We start from the raw sequence: 23,981 nt of genomic DNA, 5'->3' as shown, positions 1-23,981 counted from the left end.
AGAAGGTGTCGTGATGCGGTGCGAGGCTCGTCGACGCGACGTCAAAGCCGGTCGTTCGGACGGCTGGTGGACGTACGTGCCGGCAAGGGAACTCATCGAATCGAATGGAGCTGATGTGGCAGTGGAGCGAACAGCGGTCAACCCGGTGACGTGGTCGCAGGCGCTGGGGTTCAACCAGGGTGAGCTCGTCTCGGGGCACACCCGGACCCTGTACGTCTCGGGGCAGACCGCGACGGGCGCCGACGGCAAGCTCCGGCACGACGGCGACATGGCCGGGCAGTTGGCGCTGAGCATCGACAATCTGGAGGCCGTGCTCGCCGCGTCCGACATGTCCCTCGCCAACCTCGTACGGCTGAACGTCTACACGACCGACGTCGATGTGCTCTTCCGGCACTACGGCGTGCTGGCGGGGCGGTTGGGAGCCGCCGGGGTGGCGCCGGCCTCCACGATGCTCGGGGTGACGCGATTGGCGCTCCCCGGCCTGATGGTCGAGCTGGAGGGGACCGCCGTCGCGTGACGCGACCCTCGCCGTGACGTCGGCGGTGGCGGCCTGGCCACGCCGGCCAGGGCAGGGGGGCCGCGGAGCCGGGAGAAGAGTACGCGGGGGCGGCAGGCGACGGGGTACGCGTCGTCGCCGACGGCGAGCCACGTGCCGACGGCTTGCGGCGCGGCCGACCGCCCCCGCTACGTCCTAGTGCCCCGGTTCCCAGGCGCGGAGCAGGTCGAACAGCCCTGCGTCTCCGTCCACGCGCAGGGATTCGGCCGGAATGCGGTCGTACAAGTAGATGACCAACTCGCTGGCCGTGCCGTGGATGGAGGCGCCGGCTGCGTCCGAGCCCTCACTGGTCGCGGCGGTGGGCGCGGGGATGCGGGTGGAGCGTGCGCCGTCACCGTCGACCGTGAGCCGCCAGGAGCGGCCCTCGGTGGCGTGGAAGTCGAAGGCCGTGGGCTTGTGCGGCCAGGCGAAGGGCGACGCGACGCAGGTGAACAGGAACTCCTCGACACCGTCGAGGGCGACCTCGGTCGGCAGCGGCTGCGGGGCACCCGCGGCGAGCAGGGCGTCGTAGGTGTGCACCGCGCTCTCCTGGACGCGGTGCCGGGCGACTCCGCCAGCGGTCCGCGGGTTCTGCAACGCAGTCCACCACGCCCAGCAGCCGGCATCCGGGCCCGCCTCCCGCAGGGCGTCCAGCAGAAGCTGCGTCGACTCGGCCAGCCACGCCAGCAGAGCCTCAAGCTCCCGCGGCACTTCCAGAGCGGCGCGCGCAGCGGTGGCCTCGGCCGGGGCGGCGTCGGCAGGCCCCGCGGCGACTATGGCGGCCCAGAAGCGGTCTCCCCCACCCAGGTGCTTCACCAGATCGAACAGGGTCCACTCGGGACAGGTCGGCACCTGTATGTCGAGATCGGGCGCGGCGGCGACCGCGGCACGGAAAGCGGCCGACCGTTCATCGATCAGTCGCAGCAGGTCGGGGAACTCAAGATTCTTTTCCACGCCGGATGTCTATCACCGTCCCCCGGTGATCGAACAGCGATTTTCCTCGCGGGCGCGCGTCAGGTGGTGGATGTCGCCGAGGCGGCCCGCCCCCGGGCTGCGGTGGTTCTTGATGCCACGGCGGACCTCGTCGAGTACCCGGTGGCCGCGCTCGTCGCCCCGAAGGGCCAGCCCGGCGGCGGCTTCGAGCCTCGCGTCGAAGTGCGGGTCCGCCAAGTGGGCCGCCATGACAGCGCGCAGCTCCGCCGTGTCGACGTGGGACATGGCCAGCCCGCAGAGCGCGGTCTCCCGGATATCGGGTACGGGGTCTTCGGCCAGGCGGACGAGAGCAGCGAGGACGTCCGGGTGGTCGGCCGTGACGAGGAGGCTGTGGTGGGCGAGGGGTGAGGCGACGCAGCGGCGGACGCCGGGGTCGGCGTGGTCGGCGTGGACCAGGACGGCCAGGGCCTCCTCCGGGGAGCAGTAGGAGGTGAAGGCGGCGATGACGCTGCCCAGGGCGTGGGGATCCTTCTCGGTGTCCAGCAACGGCCGGAGGAACGCGGCCGCGTCCTGCCGGAAGGGCAGTGGCCCCTCGTCCTCCCGGTGCACGTCCGGGTCGTACGGCGAGTCGAGTCCGAAGCCGATGAAGTTCAGCACACCGAGCCCGAAGCGTCTGCGGTCGAGCGAGGACCGGTCGCCTGCGACGTCGCGCGCCCAGCCGAACACCTCCTGGTCGGCGCGGTATCCCAGTTGGAGGAGCGACTCGCACCAGTCGTCGTGGTCCGGGCGCGCGTGCACCAGAGCGCGCGCCATCAGCTCGTCCGGCGAGCGGTGGACGCCGAGTACGGCCTCCAGGTGGCTCACGATCGCGCGGTGGGCGGGCGGCGGCCCCTGCTCCTCCCCCACGGCCTCGGATGCGATGGCGGCTTGTGCCACGCGCAGCGCACGACGGTGTGGGCTGTCGGCGCCCCGCGGGTCACCGCTACGGATCAACAGGGCCTGTAGGACCGGGAACGCGCCGCGGCCGGCCGCCCACGTCACCGGGTCGACACCACCGGCCCACGGACGGGTCACGTCGACGCCCGCCTCGACGAGCCGCCAGACGACCTCGTCGCGCTCGGCGTACGCGGCGGCGGCCAGGAGGGCGACGCCGTCGTCACCGCCGAGTTCGTCCTCCGGTACATCGTCGAGGAGGTCGAACACCGTACGGTCGTCGCCGCGCGCGACGGCGGCCAGCAGCGGGGAAAGGTCCACTGGGTGATTGTGCCCGCGAGGCGACGGCGGGGCGAGGGGAATGCGGTCGGCCCCACGGACCGGCCCCACCGGGGCCGGAGGATGTCGATCGGCTCCCGCGCGCACACTCACGTAGCGTTCAGGCATGACCATGCCACCATCCCAGCACCCCCCCGGCCCGTACGGGGCCCCGCAGCCTCCGCAGCCGTACGGTGGGCAGTACCACGCCCCGCAGCCCTCGTCCCACCCGCACCAGCAGCCGTACCCCGGTCAAGGTGCCTGGGGTCAGCCCCCGTTGGGCCCGCCGCGCAGGAACCGCACGGGCATGGTGGTCGGGATCGTCGTGGGCTCGCTGGTGGTGTTCGGCTCCGTCGTGTCGGCCGTGGCGAGCGGAGGCCGCGGGTTCCCCGAGGCGAAGTACCGGCTCACCGTTCCCAAGACCGTGGTGGACGGCACGTACGCCCTGGCCCAGGACCTGTCGGACACCGAGGGCGAGCAGGCGCTCAAGGGCAGCCGCGATGCGGGGATACGCGATCCGAAGCCGGTCGTCGCCCAGTACTCCTCTGATGTTCCGGGTCCGGGGAGCGCCCTCGTCATGGCCGGGATGTACGGCCGGTTCAAGGACCCCGAGGGTGCCCGCAGGAAGATGTTGGCCGGCGCGGAGGACGCCGAAGGAGCCTCCGTGGCGGTCCCCGCCCGGGACGTCACTCCCGCCGGTTCCGACATCACCGTGTCGTGCGAGGTGCTGACCATGAAGAAGGGAAGCGTCAAGAGCACTCTGCCGATGTGCGCCTGGGCGGACGAGAACACCGGCGCCTCGGTAGCCGTCTTCACCCCGGAGATCGCACGGCAGCAGCCCGGGGCCGTCGACCTCGCCAGGATCGCCGAGATCACCCTCAAGGTGCGCGCCGAGTCCCGGCTGCCGCTCGGCTGACCGGCCCCGTCGGGTACGCGCCCCGCCGGTCAGCCGCGTACGTGGAGCCCGAAGCCCGTGCGGCCCGTCGACTCCAGGGTGAGCAGGCGCTGTTCCCAGGCCTTGGCGACGTCCGTGTGGTCCTCGTCGGTCATCAGGTTCGCGTCCGCTCGTGACGACTAGTCTGGTCCCGTGGGTTCGGGTGCGGGGGCGACCGAGGACTTCGGCGCGGAACGGGACGGTCGGGGCTGGGGCGCGACGCGCGCCTGGGTGGAGAAGGGGCTGCCCGAGGCGGAGCGCATCGAGAGGGCCGTGCGGCTGCGCGGTGGCTGGACCTCCGAGATGCGCCGTCTGGACCTCCGCGGTCCGGAGGGTCGGCGCTCGCTCGTCCTGCGTTCCTTCGTGAAGCCCTTCTACCGTCGCCATGCGGAGGGTCTGTTGACCCGCGAGGCGAACGTCCTGCGCCTGCTCGGCGGTACGGACGTGCCGGCGGCCACGCTCGCCGGGGTGGATGCGACGGCGCAGCACTGCGATCACCCCTCCCTGTTGATGTCCCTGCTGCCGGGGACCGTGCGCCTGGACGATCAGGGCGCCGACGACCGCGCGGAACTGCTGGCGCGGCAGTTGGTACGCATCCACCGGCTGCCGGTCACCGCGCGACAGCGGCCTCGCGCCTACCAGGCCTGGGCCTCTCCCGAACGAGTGACCGTGCCCGCGGCCACCGTCACCGGGCGTGCTGAGCTCTGGCGGCGGGCTGTCGACGTCATCCGCCAGGAGCCGCCGGCCCATCAGGGGTGCTTCCTGCACCGGGACTTCCACCCCGGCAACGTCCTCTTCACGGGTACCGGCAGTGACCTTCGGGTGAGCGGTGTCGTCGACTGGGTGGAGACGTCCTGGGGGCCGGCCGACCTGGACGTGGCCCATTGCTCGACGGCCCTCGCCCTGCTGCACGGGGTTCCCGCGGGCATCCGCTTCGCCGATCGCTACGTCGCCGCGGGCGGAACCCTGGCGCAGGACGGCGCCGCCCGTCTCTACTGGGGCGTGCTGGACGCGTTGGGTTTCGCCCCGGACGCGGAGAAGGTCGCCGGCCCCTGGCGTGAGCTGGGACGCGTCGATCTGACGGCGGAGGTCCTGACCCGAAGGCTGGAGGGATACATCGAGTCCCTGTTCAGCCGGTACGCCTGAACGCAGCCCCCGCCCCTCTCAGGAGGGACGGGGGCGGCGGAAGGGGTCACTCCACCCAGGGCTTCCACACGTCCTCGTGCCGCTCCACCCACTTCTTCGCCGCCTGCTGCGGCGACAGCTTCTCCTCGGCGATCATCAGCGACACCTCGTTCTGCTGCTCCTTGGTCCAGCGGAACTTCTTCAGGAAGGCGGCCGCCTTGCCGCCCGACTCCGCGAAGCGCGTGTTGAGGTACTTCTGGAGGGGTGTCTGCGGGTAGGCGCACGCCACCTTCTGCGGATCGTCCGCGCAGCTCTCGGTGTACTCGGGGAGCTTCACCTCGGTCATCGGGACGCGTTCGAAGAGCCACTGCGGCTCGTACCAGTACGTCAGGAACGGCTTGTGCTCCTTCGCGAACTGCTTGATCTGGGTGATCTGGGCGGCCTCGGAGCCGGCGAAGACCACTTCGAAGTCCAGGCCCAGGTTCTTCACCAGCGCCTTGTCGTTCGTGACGTAGGACGGGGAGCCGTCCATCACCTGGCCCTTGCCGCGGCTCTCGGGGGTGCGCAGCTGGTCGGCGTACTTGTCGAGGTTCTTCCAGTCGGTGACGTCCGGGTGGGCCTCGGCGAAGTACGTGGGGACGAACCAGCCGATGTGGCCCGTCACCCCGAGATCCCCGCCGGGGGTGATGGTCTTCTTGCCCTCGACGTAGCGCTTCTCCTGTTCGGGGTGGCCCCAGTCCTCCAGGATCGCGTCGACGCGGCCCTGGCTGAGGGCGTCCCAGGCGGGGACCTCGTCGACCTGGACGGTGTCCACGCGGTAGCCCAGCTCGTGTTCGAGGAGGTAGGAGGCGACGGCGGTGTTCGCCTGGGCGCCGACCCACGACTGGACGGAGAGGGTGACGGTCTTCGTGCCCTGTGCGGCGGCGTACGGGGAGAACTGGCGGGTCATGTCGGCGGCCCCGCAGCCGGTGAGGACGGCGAGTCCGGTCACGGCGGCGAGGACGGCCGCGCCGCGCCGCCGACTCACGGAGCGCAGCGGGCGCAGCGGGCGCAGGGAGCGCCGGGGGCGCTGGGGATGTGCGTCGCGCATGTCAGGCCTCCTTCGCGGGCTGGGTGACGCGGTCGAGGAGCAGGCCGAGGCAGACGATCGCGGCGCCGGCCACCAGGCCGGTGGCCAGGTCGCCCTGGGCGAGGCCGAGGACGACGTCGTAGCCGAGCGCGCCGCCGCCGACCAGACCGCCGATGATGACGACGGCGAGGACCAGGACGACCGCCTGGTTGACGGCGAGCAGCAGAGCGGGTCGGGCGAGGGGCAGTTGGACCTGCCGTAGCAGCTGGGAGCGGGTCGCGCCGAGGGAGCGGGCCGATTCCACGACGGTCGGGTCGACCTCGCGCAGGCCCTGGACGACGATCCGGACGACGGCCGGCAGCGCGTACACCACGGCGGCCGCGGCGGCCGGTGCGCGGCCGACGCCGAACAGCGCGACCACGGGGATGAGGTAGACGAACTGCGGCAGGGTCTGGCAGAGGTCGAGGACGGGCCGCAGCAGCCGCTCGGCGCGGGCGCTGCGGGCGGCTCCCACGGCGATCGCGAAGCCCAGGACGAGCGTGACCGCGAGGGCGGCGAGGACCTGGGAGAGCGTGTCCAATGAGGCTTCCCACACACCGAGCACGCCGACGGCGGCCAGCGCGAGGACGGCGGTGAGCGCGGTGCGCCAGGTGCCCGCGAGCAGGGCGAGCGCGCAGGCCACGAGCAGGAGGAGCCACCAGGGGGCGGCCTGGAGGCCGGCGCGCAGCGGGTCGAGGATCCAGCCGGTGAAGTGGGCGGCCCAGTCCGCGGTGCCGCCGACGACGGGTACGCCGGAGTAGAGGTGGTCGGTCATCCAGGCGACGGCCGAGTTCACGGGGTCGGCGAGGGAGACGGTCCAGGACTCGGGCCACAGGGAGCTGCCGGCCATGCGGCCGGCGACCGCGGCGGCCACGGCGGCGAGGAGGGTCAGCAGGCGCCCGTACCAGCCGGAGAAGACCCGGCGCAGCAGGTGCTGTTCGCGGGCGGGTACGGGGTCGGCGCCGAAGCGGCGGCCGGCGGCGTCGGCGGTACGGTCCAGCACCACCGCGAGCAGCACGATCGGTATGCCGGCGGCGAGGGCCGCGCCGACGTCCACGGAGGCGAGGGCCTGGTAGACGCGGTCGCCGAGGCCGCCCGCGCCGATGACGGAGGCGATGACGGCCATGGACAGGCCGGTCATGATGGCCTGGTTGACGCCGAGCAGGAGCGGTCGGCGCGCGAGGGGAAGGCGGGCGGTCAGCAGCCGCTGGCGGCCGGTGGCGCCGAGCGAGGCGGCGGCTTCCAGGACGCCCGGGTCGGCCTCGCGCAGGCCCAGGGCGGTGAGGCGGGCCATGGGCGGGGCGGCGTAGACGACGGTGGCGAGGACGGCGGCGGGCACGCCGATGCCGAAGACCAGCACCATCGGCAGCAGGTAGGCGAAGGCGGGCAGGATCTGCATGGTGTCGAGCACGGGGCGCAGCACGCGGTCGGCGCGCGGGGAGAGTCCCGCGGCGAGGCCCAGCAGGGCGCCGAGCACGACGGAGGCGGCGACGGCGACGACCATCAGCGCGAGGGTCTGCATGGTCGGCACCCACATGCCCAGCAGTCCGCAGGCGGCGAAGGCGGCGGCGCAGGTCAGGGCGAGGCGGACGCCGGCGAGGCGGCAGGCGACCAGGGCGGCCAGGGCGGTGACCCCGGTCCATCCGGCGGCGAGGAGGACCACGTACACGGCGCGCACGGACACGACGACGGCGTTGCTGACGTGGCCGAAGAAGTAGAGGAACAGCCAGTGGTTGTCGCGGTGGTCGATGATCCAGTCGCCGGCGCGGCCGAGGGGGCCGGACAGGTCGACGGCCAGGGCCGCGGGCCAGCTGCCGGCGCCCGGGAAGACGAGGGCGAGCGGGATCAGCAGGGCGGCGGCGATGCCCAGGGGCGGGAGGAGTCCGCGGCGCCCGGCGAGGCCGGGCAGGGCTCTGCGGGGGCGGGCGCGGGGACGGTCCTGGGGAGCGGACTCGGTGCGGGAGGGAGGCGCGCCGGTGGTCCGCTCGGAGGGCCGCGGGGCTTGCGAAGGCGCGGCGGCGCGGGTGCGGGCCGGTGTGCGGTCCGGTGCGTGGGTCGGGGTCGCGGTCACGCGCACGACCTCCGGGCATCGGCGACGGGGGTCGCGGGGCGGGCCGGGCCGGTCATGCCGCCACCCCCCGTCCGGTCGTGGCGGGGAGTCCGGCCACGACGGCGAGGAGTCCCGCGTCGTCGACGACGCCGAGGCAGCGGCCGTGGTCGACCACGCGGGCCGGACCGCCGCTGACGGCGACGGCGTGGATGGCCTCGGACACGGTGGTGGCGGGGTTCAGGGCGGGGCCCTGTTCGGCCTCGCCGGCGGTGGCGGGGCGCATCGCGGTGCGGACGGTGAGCACCTGTTCCCGCGGGACGTCGCGGACGAAGTCCCGTACGTAGTCGTCGGCGGGCGAGCCGACGATCTCCTCGGGGGTGCCGAGCTGGACGATGCGGCCGTCGCGCATCAGCGCGATCCGGTCGCCCAGGCGCAGGGCCTCGGCGAGGTCGTGGGTGATGAAGACCATGGTGCGGCCCACTTCGTGGTGGAGCCGGGCGACCTCCTCCTGCATCTCGCGCCGGATGAGGGGGTCGAGAGCGCTGAACGGCTCGTCGAACAGGAGGACTTCGGGGTCGGCGGCGAGGGCGCGGGCCAGGCCGACGCGCTGCTGCTGGCCGCCCGAGAGCTGGCCGGGGCGGCGGTCCTCCAGGCCTTCGAGGCCGACCTTGGCGACGAGCCCGGCGGCCTTGTGCCGGCGGTCGCCGCGGCCGACGCCCTGGATCTCCAGTCCGTACGCGACGTTGTCGAGGACGGTGCGGTGCGGGAGCAGGCCGAAGTGCTGGAAGACCATGGCGGCGCGGTGGCGGCGCAGGGCGCGCAGCCGGGTGGCGTCCATGGCGAGGACGTCCTCGCCGTCGATGGCCAGGCGTCCGGCGGTGGGCTCGATGAGCCGGGTGAGGCAGCGCACGAGGGTGGACTTGCCGGAGCCGGACAGGCCCATCACGACGAAGACCTCGCCCTTGCGGACGTCGAAGCTGACGTCGCGGACGGCCGCGGTGCAACCGGTGCGCTCGCGCAGTTCGGCGGCGGACAGGTCGGCGTCGGCGGAGCCCGGGACCTTCGCGGCGGCCTTGTCGGGGCCGAAGACCTTCCAGAGGCCGTCCACGGAGAAGACGGGGGACGCGGCCGGGTCGGTGGCGGGCGCGGTGGGGAGGGTGGTCATCGGGTACCACCGTCCCGGACGAGCAGTTCGGCAGCCTTTTCGCCGACCATGAGCACTCCGATCATCGGGTTGACCGCGGGCATCGTCGGGAAGACGGAGGCGTCCGCGATGCGGATGCCTTCGAGGCCGCGGATCTTCAGGTCCGGGCCGACGACGGCCCCGGGGTCGTCGACGGCGCCCATCCGGCAGGTGCCGGCCGGGTGGTAGACGGTGTGCGCGACGGAGCGGGCGTAGGCGCTCAGCTCCTCGTCGCCGGTGATCTCCGGGCCGGGGCACACCTCGCGCTTGAGCCAGCCGGCGAGCGGCTCGGTCGCGGCGATCTTCCGGGCGAGCTTGATGCCGTCCACCAGGGTGCGGCCGTCGTAGTCGTCCTCGTCCGTGAAGTAGCGGAAGTCCAGGGCCGGTTTGACCTCGGGGTCCGCGCTGGTCAGGTAGAGGCGGCCGCGGCTGCGGGGCTTGGGGATGTTGGGGGTCATCGACACGCCGTGCGCGGGGCGTTCGTAGCCGATGCGCTCGGGGTTGTCGGTGAAGGGGACCTGGTAGAAGTGGAACATCAGGTCGGGTCCCGCGGATTCGGGGTCGCGCCGGACGAACAGGCCCGCGTCGCTGTCCATCGCGGAGTTCTCCGGGATCGGGCCGTCGGTCTCCCAGACGATCACCGACTCGGGGTGGTCGAGCAGGTTCTCCCCCACGCCGGGCAGGTCGTGCACCGGCGGGATGCCGAGGGCTTCCAGGTCCGCGCGCGGGCCGATGCCCGAGTGCAGCAGCAGCCGCGGGGTGTCCACGGCGCCGGCGCAGACCAGGACCTCGCGGCGTGCGGTGACGAGGGACTCCGTACCGTCCGCGGAGCGTACGTGGACCCCGCGCGCTCGGGAACCGTCGAGTTCCAGGCGGTGGGCCCAGGTCTCCAGGAGGATCCGGAGGTTGGGACGCTCGTCCATGACGGGGTGGAGGTAGGCCACCGACGCGGAGGAGCGCTTGTTGTCCTCGGGGTGGTAGGCGAGGTCGAAGAAGCCGGCTCCCTCGTGGAAGGGCTTGCGGTTGAAGCCCTCGACGCGCGGGACGCCCAGGGCGCTCTGCGCGGAGTCGACGAAGTCCCGCGCGATGGCGTTGCGGTCCTTCTCGGCCACCGGGACGATGTTGTTGAGGAGCTTGTCGAAGTACGGCTCCATGGCGGCCGCGTGCCAGCCCTCGGCCCCCGCCTGCTCCCACTCGTCCCAGTCGGACGGCAGCGGCTTGAAGGCGATCAGGGTGTTGTGCGAGGAGCAGCCGCCGAGGACGCGGGCGCGGCTGTGGCGGATGTGCGAGTTGCCGCGGGGCTGCTCGGTGGTGGGGTAGTCGTAGTCGAGTTCGCCGCCGAGCAGGCCCATCCATCGGCGCAGGGTGAGCACGTCCGGCCGGTCGACGTCGCTGGGGCCGCCCTCGATGACGGCGACGGTGACGTCCGGGTCCTCGGTGAGGCGGGAGGCGATCACCGAGCCGGCGGTGCCGCCGCCGACGACGACGTAGTCGTACTCCTGCTGCTCCTGCTGCTCCCGCTGCTCCTGTGTGGGGGGTTGCGTGGGGGTGTTCATGGCTGTGCTCCTCCTTCAGCCCGCGAACCAGCGCACGGGGCGCGGGGCGAGGTTCTGGTACACGTGCTTGGTCTCCCGGTACTCCGCCAGGCCCGACGGGCCGAGCTCGCGGCCGATGCCGGACTTGCCGAAGCCGCCCCACTCCGCCTGCGGGAGGTACGGGTGGAAGTCGTTGATCCAGACGGTGCCGTGGCGCAGCCGGCCCGCCACGCGGCGTCCGCGGCCCGGGTCGGAGGTCCACACCGCGCCGGCGAGGCCGTACTCGGTGTCGTTGGCGAGCGCGACGGCCTCGGCCTCGGTACGGAAGGTCTCCACGGTCAGGACCGGCCCGAAGACCTCCTCCCGTACGACGCGCATCCCGCGGTGGCAGCCGTCGAGCACGGTCGGCCGGTAGAAGTAGCCGGGCCCGTCGGGCCGTCGGCCGCCCGAGCGGAGCACGGCTCCCTCGGCGAGGGCGGAGGCCACGTACTCCTCGGTGCGTTCGCGCTGCGCGGCGGACACGAGCGGTCCGCACTCCACGTCCGGGTCGGTGCCGCGGCCGAGGCGGATCCGATCGGCGCGGCGGGCGAGTTCGGCGACGAAGCGCTCGGCGACGCTCTCCTCGACGATGAGCCGGGAGCCGGCGGAGCAGACCTGGCCGCTGTGCATGAAGGCGGCGTTGAGGGCCTGGTCGACGGCGGTGTCGAAGCCCTCCTCGGTGGTGCAGGCGTCGGCGAAGACGACGTTGGGGTTCTTGCCTCCGAGTTCGAGGGCGACCTTCTTGACGGAGTCGGCGGCGGCGCGCATCACCTTCGTACCGCTGGTGAGACCGCCGGTGAAGGAGACGAGGTCGACGTCGGGGTGGGCGGCGAGGCGCGCGCCGACGGGGTCGCCGGGTCCGGTGACGAGGTTGGCGACGCCGGCCGGCAGTCCGGCCTCCGCCAGCAGGCCGATGAGGGCCACCGTGGACAGCGGGGTGATCTCGCTGGGCTTGAGCACGAAGGTGTTGCCGGCGGCGAGGGCCGGGGCGATCTTCCAGGAGGCCTGGAGGAGCGGATAGTTCCACGGGGTGATCAGGGCGCAGACCCCGACGGGCTCGTGGACGACGACGCTGTGGACGTCGGGGGTGCCGGCGTCGACCACCCGGCCGGCGCCCTCGCCGACGACGAGGTCGGCGAAGTAGCGGAAGGCGTCGGCGACGCAGTCCACGTCGACACGGCCCTCTTCCAGGGTCTTGCCCGCGTCACGGCTCTCCAGCAGCCCGAGGATCTCGCGGTCGCGGTGGAGCAGGTCGGCGGTGCGGCGCAGCAGTGCGGCCCGCTCCTGGACGGAGGTCCCGGGCCACTCCCCGCCGTCGAAGGCGGCGCGGGCGGCGCTGACGGCCGCGTCGGTGTCGGCGACGCCCCCCTCGGCGACGACGGCGAGGACCGTGGCGTCCGCCGGGTCGAGGATCTCTCGGGTGGCTCCTGAGACCGCGGAACGCCAGGCCCCGGCGATGTGGATGGTCGTCTGCTCGGACACGACGCGCTGTACCTCCGATTCCGACACCGCGGCCTACCCGCGGTGGTGCTGCTCGTGCGCCCTTGCCCAGGCCTTCTGAAGCCATGTCCCAAACGTCACTGGAAGTGACTGGAGTCACTCCCCGTCACCCCCATGGGAGATAGGGAGATAAACGGACATTTCAGGCACGCGCTGGGTGGCGGGCATCATCGGGCCGTCTCGGGCAACACGGCTGGCATGACGACGCGAAGCGGCACCGCCGCGAGACGCCCACGGTTCCTTTGGCTCGTACCGGCCCAGGCCGCCGTGATGGTGGCACTGGGCCTGTTCGTGACCGCCGTACCCGTGGGCCGCCGGCTGGTGTCGCCGGAGGACCGGGTCACGGACGCGTTCGCCCGGCACCGGACCCCGTGGGCGGACTCCGTGACGCAGTGGCTGTCCGTCATGGCCTCCACGGAGGGCATCGTCGGCGTGGCACTGATCTGCGTCATCACCCTCCTCGTGCTGCCACGCACCCGGCGCAGCGCCGACGCGGTCTTTCTGGGCGCGTCGGTCGCCGTACAGTCCGCCGTCTTCCTCGTCGTGACGATGTGCGTGGAACGCCCGCGCCCCGACGTGCCCCAGCTGGACGGCGCGCCGCCCACGTCGAGCTTCCCGTCCGGCCACGTCGGCGCCGCCGTGGCCCTGTACGGCGGGCTGGCCGCACTGGTGTGGACCCGCGTTCGCGGCCCGTGGCGGTACGTCGCGGCGGCGGTCCTGGTTCTGGTCCCGCCGGCGGTCGGGCTGTCCCGTATGTACCGGGGCATGCACCACCCCTCCGACGTGGCGGGCGGTCTGCTCAACGGCATCGCCACGCTGCTCGTCATCGGGTCGGCGTTCCTGTCCGACCGCACCCGTGACGCGGAGGGCACTCACGGTGCGGAGGCCGCCCACGAAGCCGGCCACGAGGCCGGCCACGAGGCCGGCCACGAGCCCGCTCACGGGCCTGCCGAGAAGAGCACCGCGGAGCGTTCCGGTCTGCGGGCCGTCGTGGTGCGCCACCCGCACGGCTGCGGCGACGACCTCGCCGAACGGGTGCGCCTGATCCTCCACCGCCAGGGATACGACGACCAGCGGTGGACCGCCACCTCCGTCGAACGGCCCTGCGGGGACCTCGCCGAGGAGTGCGCCGAGCCCGGAGTCGCCCTGGTCGTCATCTGTGGCGGGGACGGCACGGTCCGCGCCGGCGCCGACGTGCTGGCCGGCACCGGCACGCCGCTGGCCCTCGTGCCCTGCGGGACCGGCAACCTCCTCGCCCGCAACCTGCACCTGCCGCTCGAGCCGCTCGCCGCCCTCGAAACGGCCCTCGCCGGCGACGTCTTCCCGATCGACGTGGGGCGGGTGTGGGGCGACGACCTCCCGTCGACGCGGTTCACCGTGATGACGGGGGCCGGGTTCGACGCCGCCACGGTCCGCGACGCCTCGCCCGCGCTCAAGTCCCGCCTGGGGTGGGCCGCCTACGCCCTGTCCGCCGCCCGGCACCTGGGAGACCCGGGCATGCGCCTGTCCGTACGGGTGGACGGGGGCCGGGCCCGCCGCCGTCGGGCGCGGATGGTCGTCATCGGCAACGTCGGCGCACTCCAGGGCGGACTCGAACTCCTGCCGCGGGCCCGGCCGGACAGCGGACGCCTGGAGCTCGTGCTGTTCGACCCCCGCGGCGCGGCCGGCTGGCTCGCCGCCGCCGGTCACCTCGCCTCCCGGCTCGTCCGCAGGGGCACGCGCACGCCGGACGCGGAGCTCCACGCGGCGCCCCACGCCTCGCCGGCCGGCGGCCGGACCGTGGCCGGAGGGGCCCTGGAGTACTTCAGCGCCCACCGGATCGAGATCCGCTTCGCCGACGCGCAGGCCCGCGAGGTCGACGGAGACACCATGACGGAAGGCTCCCGACTGTTCGCCGAGGTCGAACCGGGCGCCCTGCGGATCTTCCTTCCCCGGGTCCCGGGAAGCACCGCGAGCGTCTCCCTCCCGCGGAGCCCCGTGCACGCCTCCCGTACCCCCCGCCACTGAACCCGTGCCGGTGCGCCGCGCACCGGTGCCCCACACCGTCAGGAATCCCATGGGAACCGCGAGCCGAGTACCGCAGAGACGTGACGTGGTCGGCGAGGAACTGTCCGCCGACGAGGCCTGGTCCGCCCTGCGCCGCTACGGGGGCTGGAGCCTGGTCCGCGACTCCTTCGTACGCTTTCGCTACGCGGACGGCTTCAGCCACTCCCGCGCGCTCGCCCTGCAGACCGTCCTGTCCATCGTGCCCCTGGCCATCGCCGCCATCGGCCTGTCCAGCGTCCTCCACGCGGAGGGCATCGGCCGCGTGGCCGAGCTGACGATCGGACGGATCACCAGCGGCCCCAGCCGGGAGGTGGTCGACGAGGCGTTGCGCGAGAGCCGCCGCCACGCCGGCGACGGCGGCCAGGCAGCCCTCTGGCTGGGCCTGCTCTTCTCCCTGGTCAACGTCACCACGAGCCTGTGCCAGGTCGAGCGCGGCGCCAACCGCATCTACGGCAACGAACGCGACCGGCCCTTCCTGCGCAAGTACTCCCGCGGGCTCGTCATGGCGGCCCTCGCGGGGCTTCCGCTGGGGCTCAGCTTCGTCATCACCGTCCTCGGCGCCGACCTCACCCGCGCCTTCGCCGAGGTCTACCACCTCGGGCCGAGCGCCATCCACGCCTGTGACGTCCTGCGGTGGCCGGTCGGGGTCCTGCTGGCCGTGCTGGCCACCAGCGCGATCTTCCGCCTTTCACCGCGCCGCGACCAACCGGGTTACACCTGGCTGGCCTTCGGCGCCGTCGTCTACCTGGGACTGTGGATCACGGCCACTTGGGCGCTGAGCCTGTACGTCGGCGCCAGCAGCTCCTTCACCAGCGTGTACGGGCCCCTCAGCGCCCTCGTCTCGCTGCTGCTGTGGTCCTATTTGACCTCCGTGGCCCTGTTCCTGGGCCTCTCCTTCGCCGCCCAGCTGGAGGCCGTACGAGCCGGCGTACGGCAACCCGTCACGCGGGACCCCGGAGTCTGACGCCCACCGCGCACCGCCCCCCGCCCACCTCCTGCCGCCCACCGCCCGAACGACCCCGACCGAAAGCCGCGTACCCATGGCACAACGCCCGCCCCGCTCCCGACGTCGCACGGTCCGCGCCTTCCTGGCCGGCCGCTCCGGGCCCGATGCGGCTTTCGGGACGAGACTCCTGCTGACGGTGGCGGCGACGACCGCCGTGACCGTGCCGTTCGTCCTCGCCCTCGTGCTCGTCGAATCCCGGTGGCCGCCGCTCTACCGGCTCGACCGCGACACCGCCGAACGGCTCCACCGTGCCGCCCTCGAAGACCCGGGGCGGGTAGAGGTGTTGGGCTTCCTCACGGACGTGGTGTGGGACCCGGTGACCATGCGGCTCCTGGTGGCCGCCTTGGTGGTGTGGCTCCTGAAGCGCCGCGCGTGGCGCCTGGCGGCCTGGGCCGCCGTCACCACGACGGCCGGCGCCCTCCTGGGGTTCCTGACGAAGAACGCGGTGGAACGGGCGCGCCCGCACCTGCCCGACCCCGTCGCCCACGCACCCGGGTTCTCCTTCCCCTCCGGGCACGCCATGACGGCCATGGTGTCCTGCGCGGTGCTGCTCCTGGTCCTGCTCCCGCTGGTGCCGCCCGCCTGGCGGCCCCTGCCCTGGGCGCTGGCCGTAACGAGCGTGCTCGGCGTCGGCTACACCCGTGTGGCGCTGGGCGTGCACTGGGTGAGCGACGTCGTCGGGGGCTGGCTCCTCGGGCTCGTCGTGGTCACGGCCACGACGCTCGTCTTCGAAGCCTGGCGGGCCGACATCGGGCGCCGCCGGACCGGACCCGGGGAGGGGCTGGAGCCCGAGATCTCCGCGGCCGCGCCCGAGCCGGCCCTCGGGACATCCGGCCGGCCCGCGTCCGCGGACGAACGGACCGGATCCGGATGACCGCGTGTGCGGAGCTCACCCCACCGCACGCGAACGGGCCGCCGTCACGCCTCGGTCCCCGCGTGCGGGGCGGGTGTGCGCCGGGGGTGGAAACAGGCGGTGATCGTCTTGCCGCCGTGGAAGGAATGGGCGTCCCACTCGTCGGCCAGGGCGTCGATGATGGCGAGTCCCCGCCCGGAGGTCGCCTCGCGTGAGGGGTCGCGCGGGGCGGGCAGGCACGGGTCGCCGTCGGCGACGCTGACGTGCAGGCACCGCCCGTCCCAGGTGAGCACCAGTCCGGCGCTGCTGCGGGCGTGGATGTGCGCGTTGGTGACGAGCTCCGACACCGTCAGCAGGACGGAGTGGGCGGTGTCGGGGGCGTCCGTCGTCCACTGCAGGGAGTCCAGGTGTTCCGCGGTCCACCGGCGCGCCTCGCGCACGCCTCGGTCTACGGGGAAGGACGTGGCCCACCCCTTGGCACGTACGGACACCGCGCTCACCTCGCTCGCGCTCTCGTGGGACGCCGGACCGGACGGGCCGGACGTATCGGATGGATCGGATGGGTCGGACGCGTCTCGGAAGACGCGCGTCGCCGGACGGGGGTCAGAACCGGCTCGCCCGGTGACGGGCCCGGTGGTGGCCGTCCTTGCGCTGGACGAGCAGCAGGGCCAACACCAAGGGCGCGATCAGCAGGACCATCGTCGTCATGGGGGTGCTCCTTCCGTCGAAGTCCGTCTCTCTCTTGCGCGTGTGGCCGCGATGGGGCGTCCGAAACCCCGAGGGCCGCCGTTCCACTCGCGTCGGTCACCCGATCGCGGGTACCCGCGCAGCACCCGAACACGGAGAACCTGACGGAGAGGGCACCCCGATGACGATGACATCGCAGGGCAAGAACGCTTCCACCTCGACCGAGTTCCGCCGGCAGGCCGCGCGGGCCGCCGGTCGGCTGCGGGACACCGCCGTGCAGGTCGGCCATCTCGTGGAGGCCCGGACGCCCGATCCCGTCCTGGCCCGGGCGGTCCGGACGGCCCGGCGCGTGCACGGCACGGCAGCCCGTGCCCAACGCTTCGCCGGGGACGGCAGGTTCGCCCCCGTGCGGGCCGGGGCCGGCCGGGCCGCGGCGGTGGCACGGGCCAACCGGACCGTGTTGGCCACGATGGCCGGCGTCCTGGCCGCCGCCGCGCTCGCCGGGAAGGCCCAACGGGCGCGACGGGCTGGGCGTCAGAAGTAGTTAGAGCTGTTCGAAGCAGTTGCGAGCTGGTCGGAGGCAGCCGGGTGCGAGAGCGTCCGGGCCCGTTCGGCGTTGAACTGGGCGCCGGTGAGCAGGGCCAGGTTGGCGAACCAGAGCCAGACGACGAAGACCACGATGCCGGCCAGCGAACCGTACAGGCGGCCGTACGTGTCGAGCTCCGTGTAGAGCGTGAAGAGCGCCGAGGCGGCCAGCCACAGCAGCGCCGCCAGGACGCCGCCGGCCAGACCCCGACGGACGCCCCGGGTCTGGGCCGGGCCGGTGCGGAAGAGGACCAGCACCAGGAGGGTCACGACCACCAGCAGCACCGGCCAGCGCAGCAGCGCGATCGTGTCCGGGCCTCCCCCGGCGGCCCGCGCGGCCCATCGGGCCGGTGGCCCGGACATGACCAGCCCCGCGGCGGCGACCACGAGCAGGGTCAGCAGCAGGGCGGCGTTGAGGAGCAGCATGTGGGCCGCACGCAGCGGCCGTCGCGTATCGGGCACCCGGTACATCGTGTGCAGGGCGCGGCGGAACACCGCCAGGTAACTGCACGCCGACCACAGTGCGCTCGCCACGCCGCTGGCGAGCAGGGCCCACATCGACGAGTGTTCCGCCGTGAGGCCTTCGAGCGCCTCCTGGAGCACCTGCGCCGACTGCGCGGGGGCGTAGGCGGTGATGTCGGTGATCAGCCGGTCCCTCGTCGCGCCGCCCAGCAGCCCCACGAGGGAGACGGCGATGACGAGCGCGGGCAGCAGCGCCAGGAGGGAGTAGTAGGTGAGGGCGGCCGCGTGGTCGGCGAGGTTGTCCGTCCAGACGCGGACGGCCGTACTCCGCAACACGGCGCTGGTGCGCGCCACAAGGGCGGCGGCAGGGGCGGGAGGGCCGCCGCCTCTACGGGGTGCGGTGCGGGGGATGTCGGTCACGCCCTGCACGTTCCCTGCCGGCCCGGGCCCATGCGCGCGTGGCGTCCGCACCGTCCGCCGGGCCCTTCACGCACGCGGGGGTGCGGGCCGGACCGGCCCGCACCCCCGCGTGCGCGGTCTGCCTCCGGGTCAGGGTGCGCCGAAGGTCAGTGTCAGTTGCGGTGTGCCCTCGTTGGCCTGTGCTTCGGAGGACCACAGCCACAGGGCGTCCGTACCGCTGCTGGTCAGTGCCAGGCCGTAGCCGTCGCCGAGCGCCGCCGCGACCGTGGCGGTGGTGAGGGCGGTCGTGTGCACCGCGCTGCCGTCCGGGATGCCCGCGAAGCCGCCGAGCGCCGGGCCGCCGAGGGCGGGGCGGTTGTTGTACGTGGTCCCGCCCTCGCTCCACGAGCCGGTGATCGGGACGACCGAGACGGTGTCCGCCGTACCGGCGCCGCTCATGGTGCTGGTCTTCACGCTGAGGGTGGCCGACTTGAGGACCGTGCCCGCGGGCGCGGCCGGCAGGTCGAAGCGCAGGTAGCTCGCGTAGAAGGAGGTGCCGCGCACCGCCAGTGAGGACGAGGTGCCGTAGGTGGTCGCGGGCGCGCCCGCGTTGGCGTAGGTGTCCTCCGCGGCGGTGACCTGGACGACCGAGTCGGCGGGGGCGGTGGCGAGGGCGTAGTGGTGCTGGACCTGCGCGGCGCTGAGGACGGTCGGGTAGACGGCGGTCTCGTCGAGCCGGCCCGCCCAGTACTCGCTGGTCGGGCGGTCGGGCCAGCCGCCGAGGCTGTCGCCGCCGGCGTGCCAGTACCCCGAGAAGTTCTCGTGGGTGGTGACGTTCAAGGTGCCCTTCTGGGCGCCGTCCACGTACAGGGTCATGCCGCCGGGGCCCTGGCTCGCGACGACGTGGTGCCATTGGTCGTCGTTGTACGCGCCGCTGGTGGTGACGGTGCGGGTGGCTCCGGTGTAGACGCCGTAGACCAGCCGGCCGTCGTTGGTCATGTAGATGTGCTTGTCGCACTGACTGCTGCCGCGTGCCTGGTTGTTGCCGAAGCCGAGGAGTTTGCCGCCCCGCGTGGTGTTCGTCTTGAACCAGGTCTCGATGGTGTAGGTGCTGCCCACCGTCTGCCGCTTGTCCCCGTACACCTGGGTGTCGGTGCCGTTGAAGCCGATCGCCGTGCTCGCGCCGGAGACGGCGCCGGGGCTCTGGCGCAGGGCGGGCGCGTTCAGGTGCACGCCGCTCTGGTTGCCGGAGACGGAGGAGTCGGCGGCGAAGGGCAGGGCAGCCTCGTCGTAGCGCCAGTACTGCTGGGCTCCGTCGGCGCGGACCTGGTTCGGGTAGCCGTCCACCTGGGCCGGGACGGTCACGCTCGCCGTCGCCGACAGGGCGCTGGTGTTGCCGGCCGCGTCGGTGGCCGTCACCCGGTACGTGTACGACTGGCCCGCCGCCGCGGTGGTGTCGGTCCAGGAGGCCTGCGGGCGCTTGAAGAAGAGCGAGTCGGCGGTGACCGTGGCGATGGGCGTGGCCGCGCCGTTGCGGTAGATCCTGTAGGTCAGCGCGCTGTCGTCGAGGTCGAGGCTGGTGCGCCAGCGCACCTGGACCTCGCCGGGCCTGAAGCTGACCGCGCTCGCGACGGGCACGGTGGGCGCGCCGGTGTCCCCGGTGGAGGCGAAGCGCGTCAGGCTCTGCTGCGCCGCGCCGTTGACGGTGGTGAACTCCCCGCCGACCCACAGGTACTGGACGCCGCCCTTGGAGCCGACCGTCATCACGCGCGGGCCGATGCCCTCGCCGATGCCGTCGTTGGTGTCGGGGGCCCAGCCCAGCTTGCCGGTGCCGCTGGTGGGCTGGGCGAGCAGGTGGTGGCGCTGGCCGTCGGGGAACTCGCCGACGCTGGAGCAGTCGTGCGCGTGCGAGGCGCTGTAGAGCACGCTCTGGTACGGCAGCACGGCCTGGGTGGCGCCGAGGCAGGTGTCGCGCCAACGCTGGCCGAAGTCAGTGAGGTTGAGGGCGATCCGGCCGTCGAAGACGCCGCCGCCGGTGCCCTCGTTGGCGGTGTAGAAGCCGGTGGCGTCGGTGGCGATGTCCTTGACGACGGAGTTGGTCTCGATGAAGCCGGCGTATGACGTGGTGAGCGCGCCGCTCGTCGCGTCGACGACGGCCAGCGCGTGCGTGTTCGTACCGTTGACGGTGAAGAAGTCACCGCCGAGGACCACGTTCCGGCCGTCCGGAGTCACTTCGACGGCGCGGCCGGGTTCGTCGGCGTCGGCGGTGAAGGGCTTGAGGGCGCCGTCGGCCGCGTCGACGGCGGCGAAGCGCTCGCGCGGCCGGCCGGCGACGCTGAGGAAGTCGCCGCCCGCGTAGACGGTGTCGTCGGTGACGGCGAGGGCGCGGACGGTGGCCGCGAAGGCCGGGCGGAACCCGGTCTTCACCGTGCAGCTCGCCACGTCGATGGCGGCCAGGCTGGACACGGCCGTTCCGTTGACGGCGCCGAAGTAGCCGCCCGCGTACAGGGTCGTCTTGTCCGGGGACAGGGCGAGAGCGCGGACCGTGGCGCTGCCGGCGGCGATGGTGAAGGACAGTTTGCAGGAGGTCGGGGCGCCGGTCGCGGCGTCGAGCGCCACGAAGTTCACGGCCGACTGCTCGCTGCCGGCGCCGCCCGCGGGCGGACGGACGGTGGAGAAGGTCCCGCCGGCGAAGACCTGGCCGCCCGCCTCGGCGAGGGCCCAGACGACGCCGTCGGGCTGCCAGGTCGACAGCGGGTCGGCGGTGAAGGCGACGGGCGGGGTGACGGCCGCCGCCTGGGGGACGAGGCCGAGGCCCAGCGCTGCGCCGGTTCCGGCCAGGGACAGGGCGAGGGCGACCGCCGACGTTCTGGTTCTACGCATGAACCCCCCAGTTCGGTGTGGCGTACGGCCGTGTGGCACGGCCGGGAGAGCCATGGCCGAAAACAGCCGAACAGCCGTGCGCGACCATGCGTACGGGCGCACCTTAGGGCGATTTCGCGCTCCGTTCATCCCTCTTGACACATCGGATGCCAAATCGCGCCGGTGGCCGAGCGTGCGCCTGCGTCACGCGCGTGGTTTGGCGCGGAGGTGCATCCGCTCCCCCTGGCGCCCGAAGAGGCTCAGGATCTCCACGGGGCGCCCGTCCGCGCTCGTGAACCAGTGGGGCAGCCGGGTGTCGAACTCGGCGGCCTCGCCGGGGCCGAGGACCAGGTCGTGGTCCGCGAGGACGAGCCGGAGCCGGCCGTCGAGCACGTACAGCCACTCGTACCCCTCGTGGGTACGGAGGTCCGGCTCGGTGCCCCGGTCGGTGATGAGCATCTTGAAGGCCTGGAGGGGGCCCATGGTGCGGGTGAGCGGGACGGCCGTACCGCCGTCGGGCATGGCGCGGGGCTTCAGCCGCACCCGCGGGTCCCCCACTTCGGGGGCGCCGACGAGGTCGTCCAGGGGCACGCCGTAGGCGCCGGCGAGCGGCAGCAGCAGTTCCAGGCTGGGGCGGCGCTGTCCGGATTCGAGACGGGACAGGGTGCTCTTCGAGATGCCCGTCGTTTCGGAGAGCGCGGCCAGCGTGAGGCCCCGCCGGGCGCGCAGCCGTCGCAGCCGGGGGGCCACCTCGTCGAGTACCGCCTGGTGGGGCGCCGGCTTGTGCGTGCGGTCGTTCTCCATGCGGCCATTGCACCGCGCCGTCCCGGAAACGGCAACAAGGTTTGCCGGACGAGCGCCGGGGCGCGCACGCTCCGGCCATGAGCCCACACAGTGTTTCCAGACCCGCCCGGGGACAGCGGTCCGCCGGCGCCACCGCGGCGGCCGGGCGTCGGGCACCGGCGGTGCGCGGGGCGCTGGCCGCCCTGTCGCTCTCGATGCTGCTGTCCTCGCTCGGCACCGGCATCGCGAACGTCGGCCTGCCGACCCTGGCGCAGGCGTTCTCCGCGACCTTCCCGCAGGTCCAGTGGATCGTCCTCGCCTATCTGCTCGCCATCACCACCCTGATCGTGAGCGTCGGCCGGCTCGGCGATCTGATCGGCCGCCGCCGGCTGTTCCTGGGCGGGATCCTGCTGTTCACCGTGGCCTCGGTGGGGTGCGGCGCCGCGCCCACGCTCTGGCTGCTGATCGCGGCCCGGGCCGCGCAGGGGCTCGGCGCGGCCGTCATGACGGCCCTCACCCTGGCGTTCGTCGGGGAGAGCGTCCCGCGGGCCCGGGCCGGCAGCGCCATGGGACTGCTCGGCACGATGTCCGCCGTCGGCACCGCTCTGGGCCCCTCGCTGGGCGGGGTCCTCATCTCCGGGCTGGGCTGGCGGGCGATCTTCTTCGTCAACGTGCCGCTCGGCCTCCTGACCTTCCTCCTGGCCCACCGCCATCTGCCGGCCGACCGGCAGCGGGCGGCGGGCGCGGGTCGACCCCCCTTCGACCGCCTGGGGACCCTGCTGCTGGCGCTCACGCTCGCGGCCTACGCGCTGGCCATGACCCTCGGCCACGGCCGTTTCGGCCCCCTCAACCTCGCCCTGCTGGGGGCCGCCGCCCTGGGAATCGTCCTCTTCGTGCGCACCGAGGCGCGAGCGGCGGCGCCGCTGATCCGCAGGACGGTGTTCCGCGATCCCGTGCTGCGCGCGGGCCTCGCCACGAGCGCGCTCGTCTCCACGGTGATGATGGCGACGCTGGTGGTCGGGCCCTTCTACCTGTCCCGGACGCTCGGGCTCGACGCGGTCCTCGTAGGACTCGTGCTGTCGGCCGGTCCGCTGGTCGCCGCGCTCACCGGGGTACCGGCCGGCCGCGTCGTGGACCGGTGCGGCGCCCGGCGCACGACCGCCGCCGGGCTCTGCGCGACGGCGGTCGGCGCCCTCGCCCTGTCCTTGACGCCGGAGACCTCCGGCGTCCTCGGCTACGTCGTGCCCCTCGCGGTCGTCACGGCCGGCTACGCGGTGTTCCAGACGGCCAACAACACCGCCGTCATGGCGGGCGTCCACCCCGATGAGCGGGGTGTCGTCTCCGGCGTGCTCACCCTCTCGCGCAACCTCGGGCTCGTCACCGGCGCGTCCGCCATGGGCGCCGTGTTCGCGTTCGCGTCGCGGACGACCGACCTCACGACGGCGGCGCCGCAGGCCGTCGCCGGCGGCATGCGGGTCACGTTCGCGGTCGCGGCGGTACTGGTCCTCCTCGCCCTCGCCATCGCCCTGGCGGGGCGCCCGGGGAAGGCCGGGCCGCGGCGCGAGTGCTGAGCGGCCGCCCGGCCGGGGGTCACGCTGGGTCACCCTGCACAAACGGCCCCGCGCGGGCCCGCGCGCCTCTACCGTGCCCTGAGGTGATGGGCACGGCACCGGAGGTGGGGCGGATGGACGAAGAAAAAGACATGCGGCTGGCGGGGCTGACCCCGGAGATCTCCCGCCGCACCCTCACCATGCTCCGCGGCCTCGCGGGCCTGGAGCCGCCCGAGCAGGTCCCCGAGGACGCCATGGTCGTCGCCGACGCCGTCCTGGCCGAGCACGGCACGGACGGGCTCCGGGTGCTGGTGATGACGCTGGCGGCCTGGGCGACGGCGCAGATCGAGAACGTCGCCGAGCTCAGCGGGCGCAGCCACGAGGCGGTGCTGGACGCGATGGAGCTGGCCTGCCTGGAGGCGAACGCCGACGACTAGGTCGTCTCTTTCGGATCTTGCCGGTCAAGCCCGCGTCGTCCGGTGCCGTGCATCGGCGTGTTGGCGGGGCGCCCTTGTACTGGACGTACTGGGGTGCTCCGCCAACGCGGCGAGGTGC

At 73.4% G+C, this 23,981-nt stretch carries 20 protein-coding genes and 1 pseudogene; 9 read left to right on the top strand and 12 right to left on the bottom strand.

Translation table 11 applies throughout. From position 1 onward, the window contains the following. Window positions 1–121: 121 nt before the first annotated feature. Window positions 122–517, top strand: coding sequence for a RidA family protein (locus ACFYP3_RS02720; protein WP_388825616.1), 396 nt, complete (start codon window positions 122–124; stop codon window positions 515–517). Window positions 518–691: 174 nt separating this feature from the next. Here ACFYP3_RS02720 and ACFYP3_RS02715 read toward each other — a convergent pair whose 3' ends face one another. Further along, window positions 692–1,489, bottom strand: a complete 798-nt coding sequence (locus tag ACFYP3_RS02715; protein ID WP_388825613.1) for a maleylpyruvate isomerase family mycothiol-dependent enzyme — start codon at window positions 1,487–1,489, stop codon at window positions 692–694. A 12-nt stretch (window positions 1,490–1,501) separates the two neighbouring features. Then, entirely contained in the window at window positions 1,502–2,722 is a 1,221-nt protein-coding gene (locus ACFYP3_RS02710) for a hypothetical protein (protein ID WP_388825610.1), read from the bottom strand. A 124-nt stretch (window positions 2,723–2,846) separates the two neighbouring features. On the opposite strand from ACFYP3_RS02710, the gene ACFYP3_RS02705 reads away from it, so the two are divergent. Further along, window positions 2,847–3,635: a hypothetical protein gene (locus ACFYP3_RS02705; protein ID WP_388825607.1), complete on the top strand. Its 789-nt coding sequence runs from the start codon at window positions 2,847–2,849 to the stop codon at window positions 3,633–3,635. A 29-nt stretch (window positions 3,636–3,664) separates the two neighbouring features. Here the strand turns inward: ACFYP3_RS02705 and ACFYP3_RS02700 are convergent. Next, window positions 3,665–3,769, bottom strand: a pseudogene (locus ACFYP3_RS02700) (flavodoxin family protein); the annotation flags it as partial. 37 nt (window positions 3,770–3,806) lie between these two features. Between ACFYP3_RS02700 and ACFYP3_RS02695 the strand changes: the two are divergent. Continuing rightward, the gene (locus ACFYP3_RS02695; protein WP_388825604.1) at window positions 3,807–4,799 is read left to right on the top strand and encodes a phosphotransferase family protein; all 993 of its coding nucleotides are present in this window, start codon (window positions 3,807–3,809) and stop codon (window positions 4,797–4,799) included. 46 nt (window positions 4,800–4,845) lie between these two features. Here the strand turns inward: ACFYP3_RS02695 and ACFYP3_RS02690 are convergent, their stop codons facing one another. From ACFYP3_RS02690 to ACFYP3_RS02670, 5 genes are all read right to left on the bottom strand, one after another. Next, entirely contained in the window at window positions 4,846–5,727 is an 882-nt protein-coding gene (locus ACFYP3_RS02690; RefSeq protein WP_388826087.1) for an ABC transporter substrate-binding protein, read from the bottom strand. A gap of 142 nt (window positions 5,728–5,869) precedes the next feature. Further along, complete coding sequence (locus tag ACFYP3_RS02685) at window positions 5,870–7,795, bottom strand: ABC transporter permease subunit (protein ID WP_388826085.1); 1,926 nt, start codon at window positions 7,793–7,795, stop codon at window positions 5,870–5,872. Window positions 7,796–8,009: 214 nt separating this feature from the next. Beyond that, window positions 8,010–9,101 carry a glycine betaine/L-proline ABC transporter ATP-binding protein gene (locus ACFYP3_RS02680; RefSeq protein WP_388825601.1) on the bottom strand — a complete coding sequence of 364 codons (1,092 nt, stop codon included), beginning with the start codon at window positions 9,099–9,101 and terminating at the stop codon, window positions 8,010–8,012. Beyond that, a complete protein-coding gene (locus tag ACFYP3_RS02675; RefSeq protein WP_388825598.1) occupies window positions 9,098–10,675 on the bottom strand; it encodes a GMC family oxidoreductase in 1,578 nt (525 codons plus the stop codon). The genes ACFYP3_RS02680 and ACFYP3_RS02675 overlap by 4 nt, the downstream gene beginning before the upstream one ends. 15 nt (window positions 10,676–10,690) lie before the next feature. Continuing rightward, complete coding sequence (locus ACFYP3_RS02670) at window positions 10,691–12,175, bottom strand: aldehyde dehydrogenase family protein (RefSeq protein ID WP_388825595.1); 1,485 nt, start codon at window positions 12,173–12,175, stop codon at window positions 10,691–10,693. A 216-nt stretch (window positions 12,176–12,391) separates the two neighbouring features. Between ACFYP3_RS02670 and ACFYP3_RS02665 the strand changes: the two genes are divergently transcribed. From ACFYP3_RS02665 to ACFYP3_RS02655, 3 genes are all read left to right on the top strand, one after another. After that, window positions 12,392–14,200, top strand: a complete 1,809-nt coding sequence (locus ACFYP3_RS02665; protein ID WP_388825592.1) for a diacylglycerol kinase family protein — start codon at window positions 12,392–12,394, stop codon at window positions 14,198–14,200. Window positions 14,201–14,249: 49 nt separating this feature from the next. After that, entirely contained in the window at window positions 14,250–15,203 is a 954-nt protein-coding gene (locus ACFYP3_RS02660; RefSeq protein WP_388825589.1) for a YihY/virulence factor BrkB family protein, read from the top strand. A gap of 76 nt (window positions 15,204–15,279) precedes the next feature. Continuing rightward, complete coding sequence (locus ACFYP3_RS02655) at window positions 15,280–16,119, top strand: phosphatase PAP2 family protein (RefSeq protein WP_388825586.1); 840 nt, start codon at window positions 15,280–15,282, stop codon at window positions 16,117–16,119. A gap of 44 nt (window positions 16,120–16,163) precedes the next feature. On the opposite strand, the gene ACFYP3_RS02650 is transcribed toward ACFYP3_RS02655, so the two are convergent. Further along, the gene (locus ACFYP3_RS02650; protein ID WP_388825583.1) at window positions 16,164–16,589 is read right to left on the bottom strand and encodes an ATP-binding protein; all 426 of its coding nucleotides are present in this window, start codon (window positions 16,587–16,589) and stop codon (window positions 16,164–16,166) included. A gap of 377 nt (window positions 16,590–16,966) precedes the next feature. On the opposite strand from ACFYP3_RS02650, the gene ACFYP3_RS02645 reads away from it, so the two are divergent. Beyond that, window positions 16,967–17,329: a hypothetical protein gene (locus tag ACFYP3_RS02645; RefSeq protein ID WP_388825580.1), complete on the top strand. Its 363-nt coding sequence runs from the start codon at window positions 16,967–16,969 to the stop codon at window positions 17,327–17,329. Here ACFYP3_RS02645 and ACFYP3_RS02640 read toward each other — a convergent pair. The 3 genes from ACFYP3_RS02640 to ACFYP3_RS02630 all read right to left on the bottom strand — a co-directional run bounded on the left by ACFYP3_RS02640 (window position 17,320) and on the right by ACFYP3_RS02630 (window position 21,897). After that, complete coding sequence (locus tag ACFYP3_RS02640) at window positions 17,320–18,252, bottom strand: YihY/virulence factor BrkB family protein (RefSeq protein WP_388825577.1); 933 nt, start codon at window positions 18,250–18,252, stop codon at window positions 17,320–17,322. The two genes, ACFYP3_RS02645 and ACFYP3_RS02640, sit on opposite strands and share 10 nt — an antisense overlap. A gap of 129 nt (window positions 18,253–18,381) precedes the next feature. Then, window positions 18,382–21,114, bottom strand: a complete 2,733-nt coding sequence (locus ACFYP3_RS02635; protein ID WP_388825574.1) for a DNRLRE domain-containing protein — start codon at window positions 21,112–21,114, stop codon at window positions 18,382–18,384. 183 nt (window positions 21,115–21,297) lie between these two features. Continuing rightward, window positions 21,298–21,897: a helix-turn-helix domain-containing protein gene (locus ACFYP3_RS02630; protein ID WP_388825571.1), complete on the bottom strand. Its 600-nt coding sequence runs from the start codon at window positions 21,895–21,897 to the stop codon at window positions 21,298–21,300. 77 nt (window positions 21,898–21,974) lie between these two features. Between ACFYP3_RS02630 and ACFYP3_RS02625 the strand changes: the two genes are divergently transcribed. Together ACFYP3_RS02625 and ACFYP3_RS02620 are read left to right on the top strand one after the other, a co-directional pair. Then, window positions 21,975–23,447, top strand: a complete 1,473-nt coding sequence (locus tag ACFYP3_RS02625) for an MFS transporter (protein ID WP_388825568.1) — start codon at window positions 21,975–21,977, stop codon at window positions 23,445–23,447. Between the two features lie 113 nt (window positions 23,448–23,560). Further along, the gene (locus ACFYP3_RS02620; RefSeq protein WP_388825565.1) at window positions 23,561–23,863 is read left to right on the top strand and encodes a hypothetical protein; all 303 of its coding nucleotides are present in this window, start codon (window positions 23,561–23,563) and stop codon (window positions 23,861–23,863) included. Window positions 23,864–23,981: the final 118 nt, after the last annotated feature.

This window comes from Streptomyces sp. NPDC005533, assembly GCF_042871845.1.
GTDB lineage: Bacteria > Actinomycetota > Actinomycetes > Streptomycetales > Streptomycetaceae > Streptomyces.
Note: the sequence above shows the minus strand (reverse complement) of the source record. Positions and strands in the feature narration are given on the sequence as shown.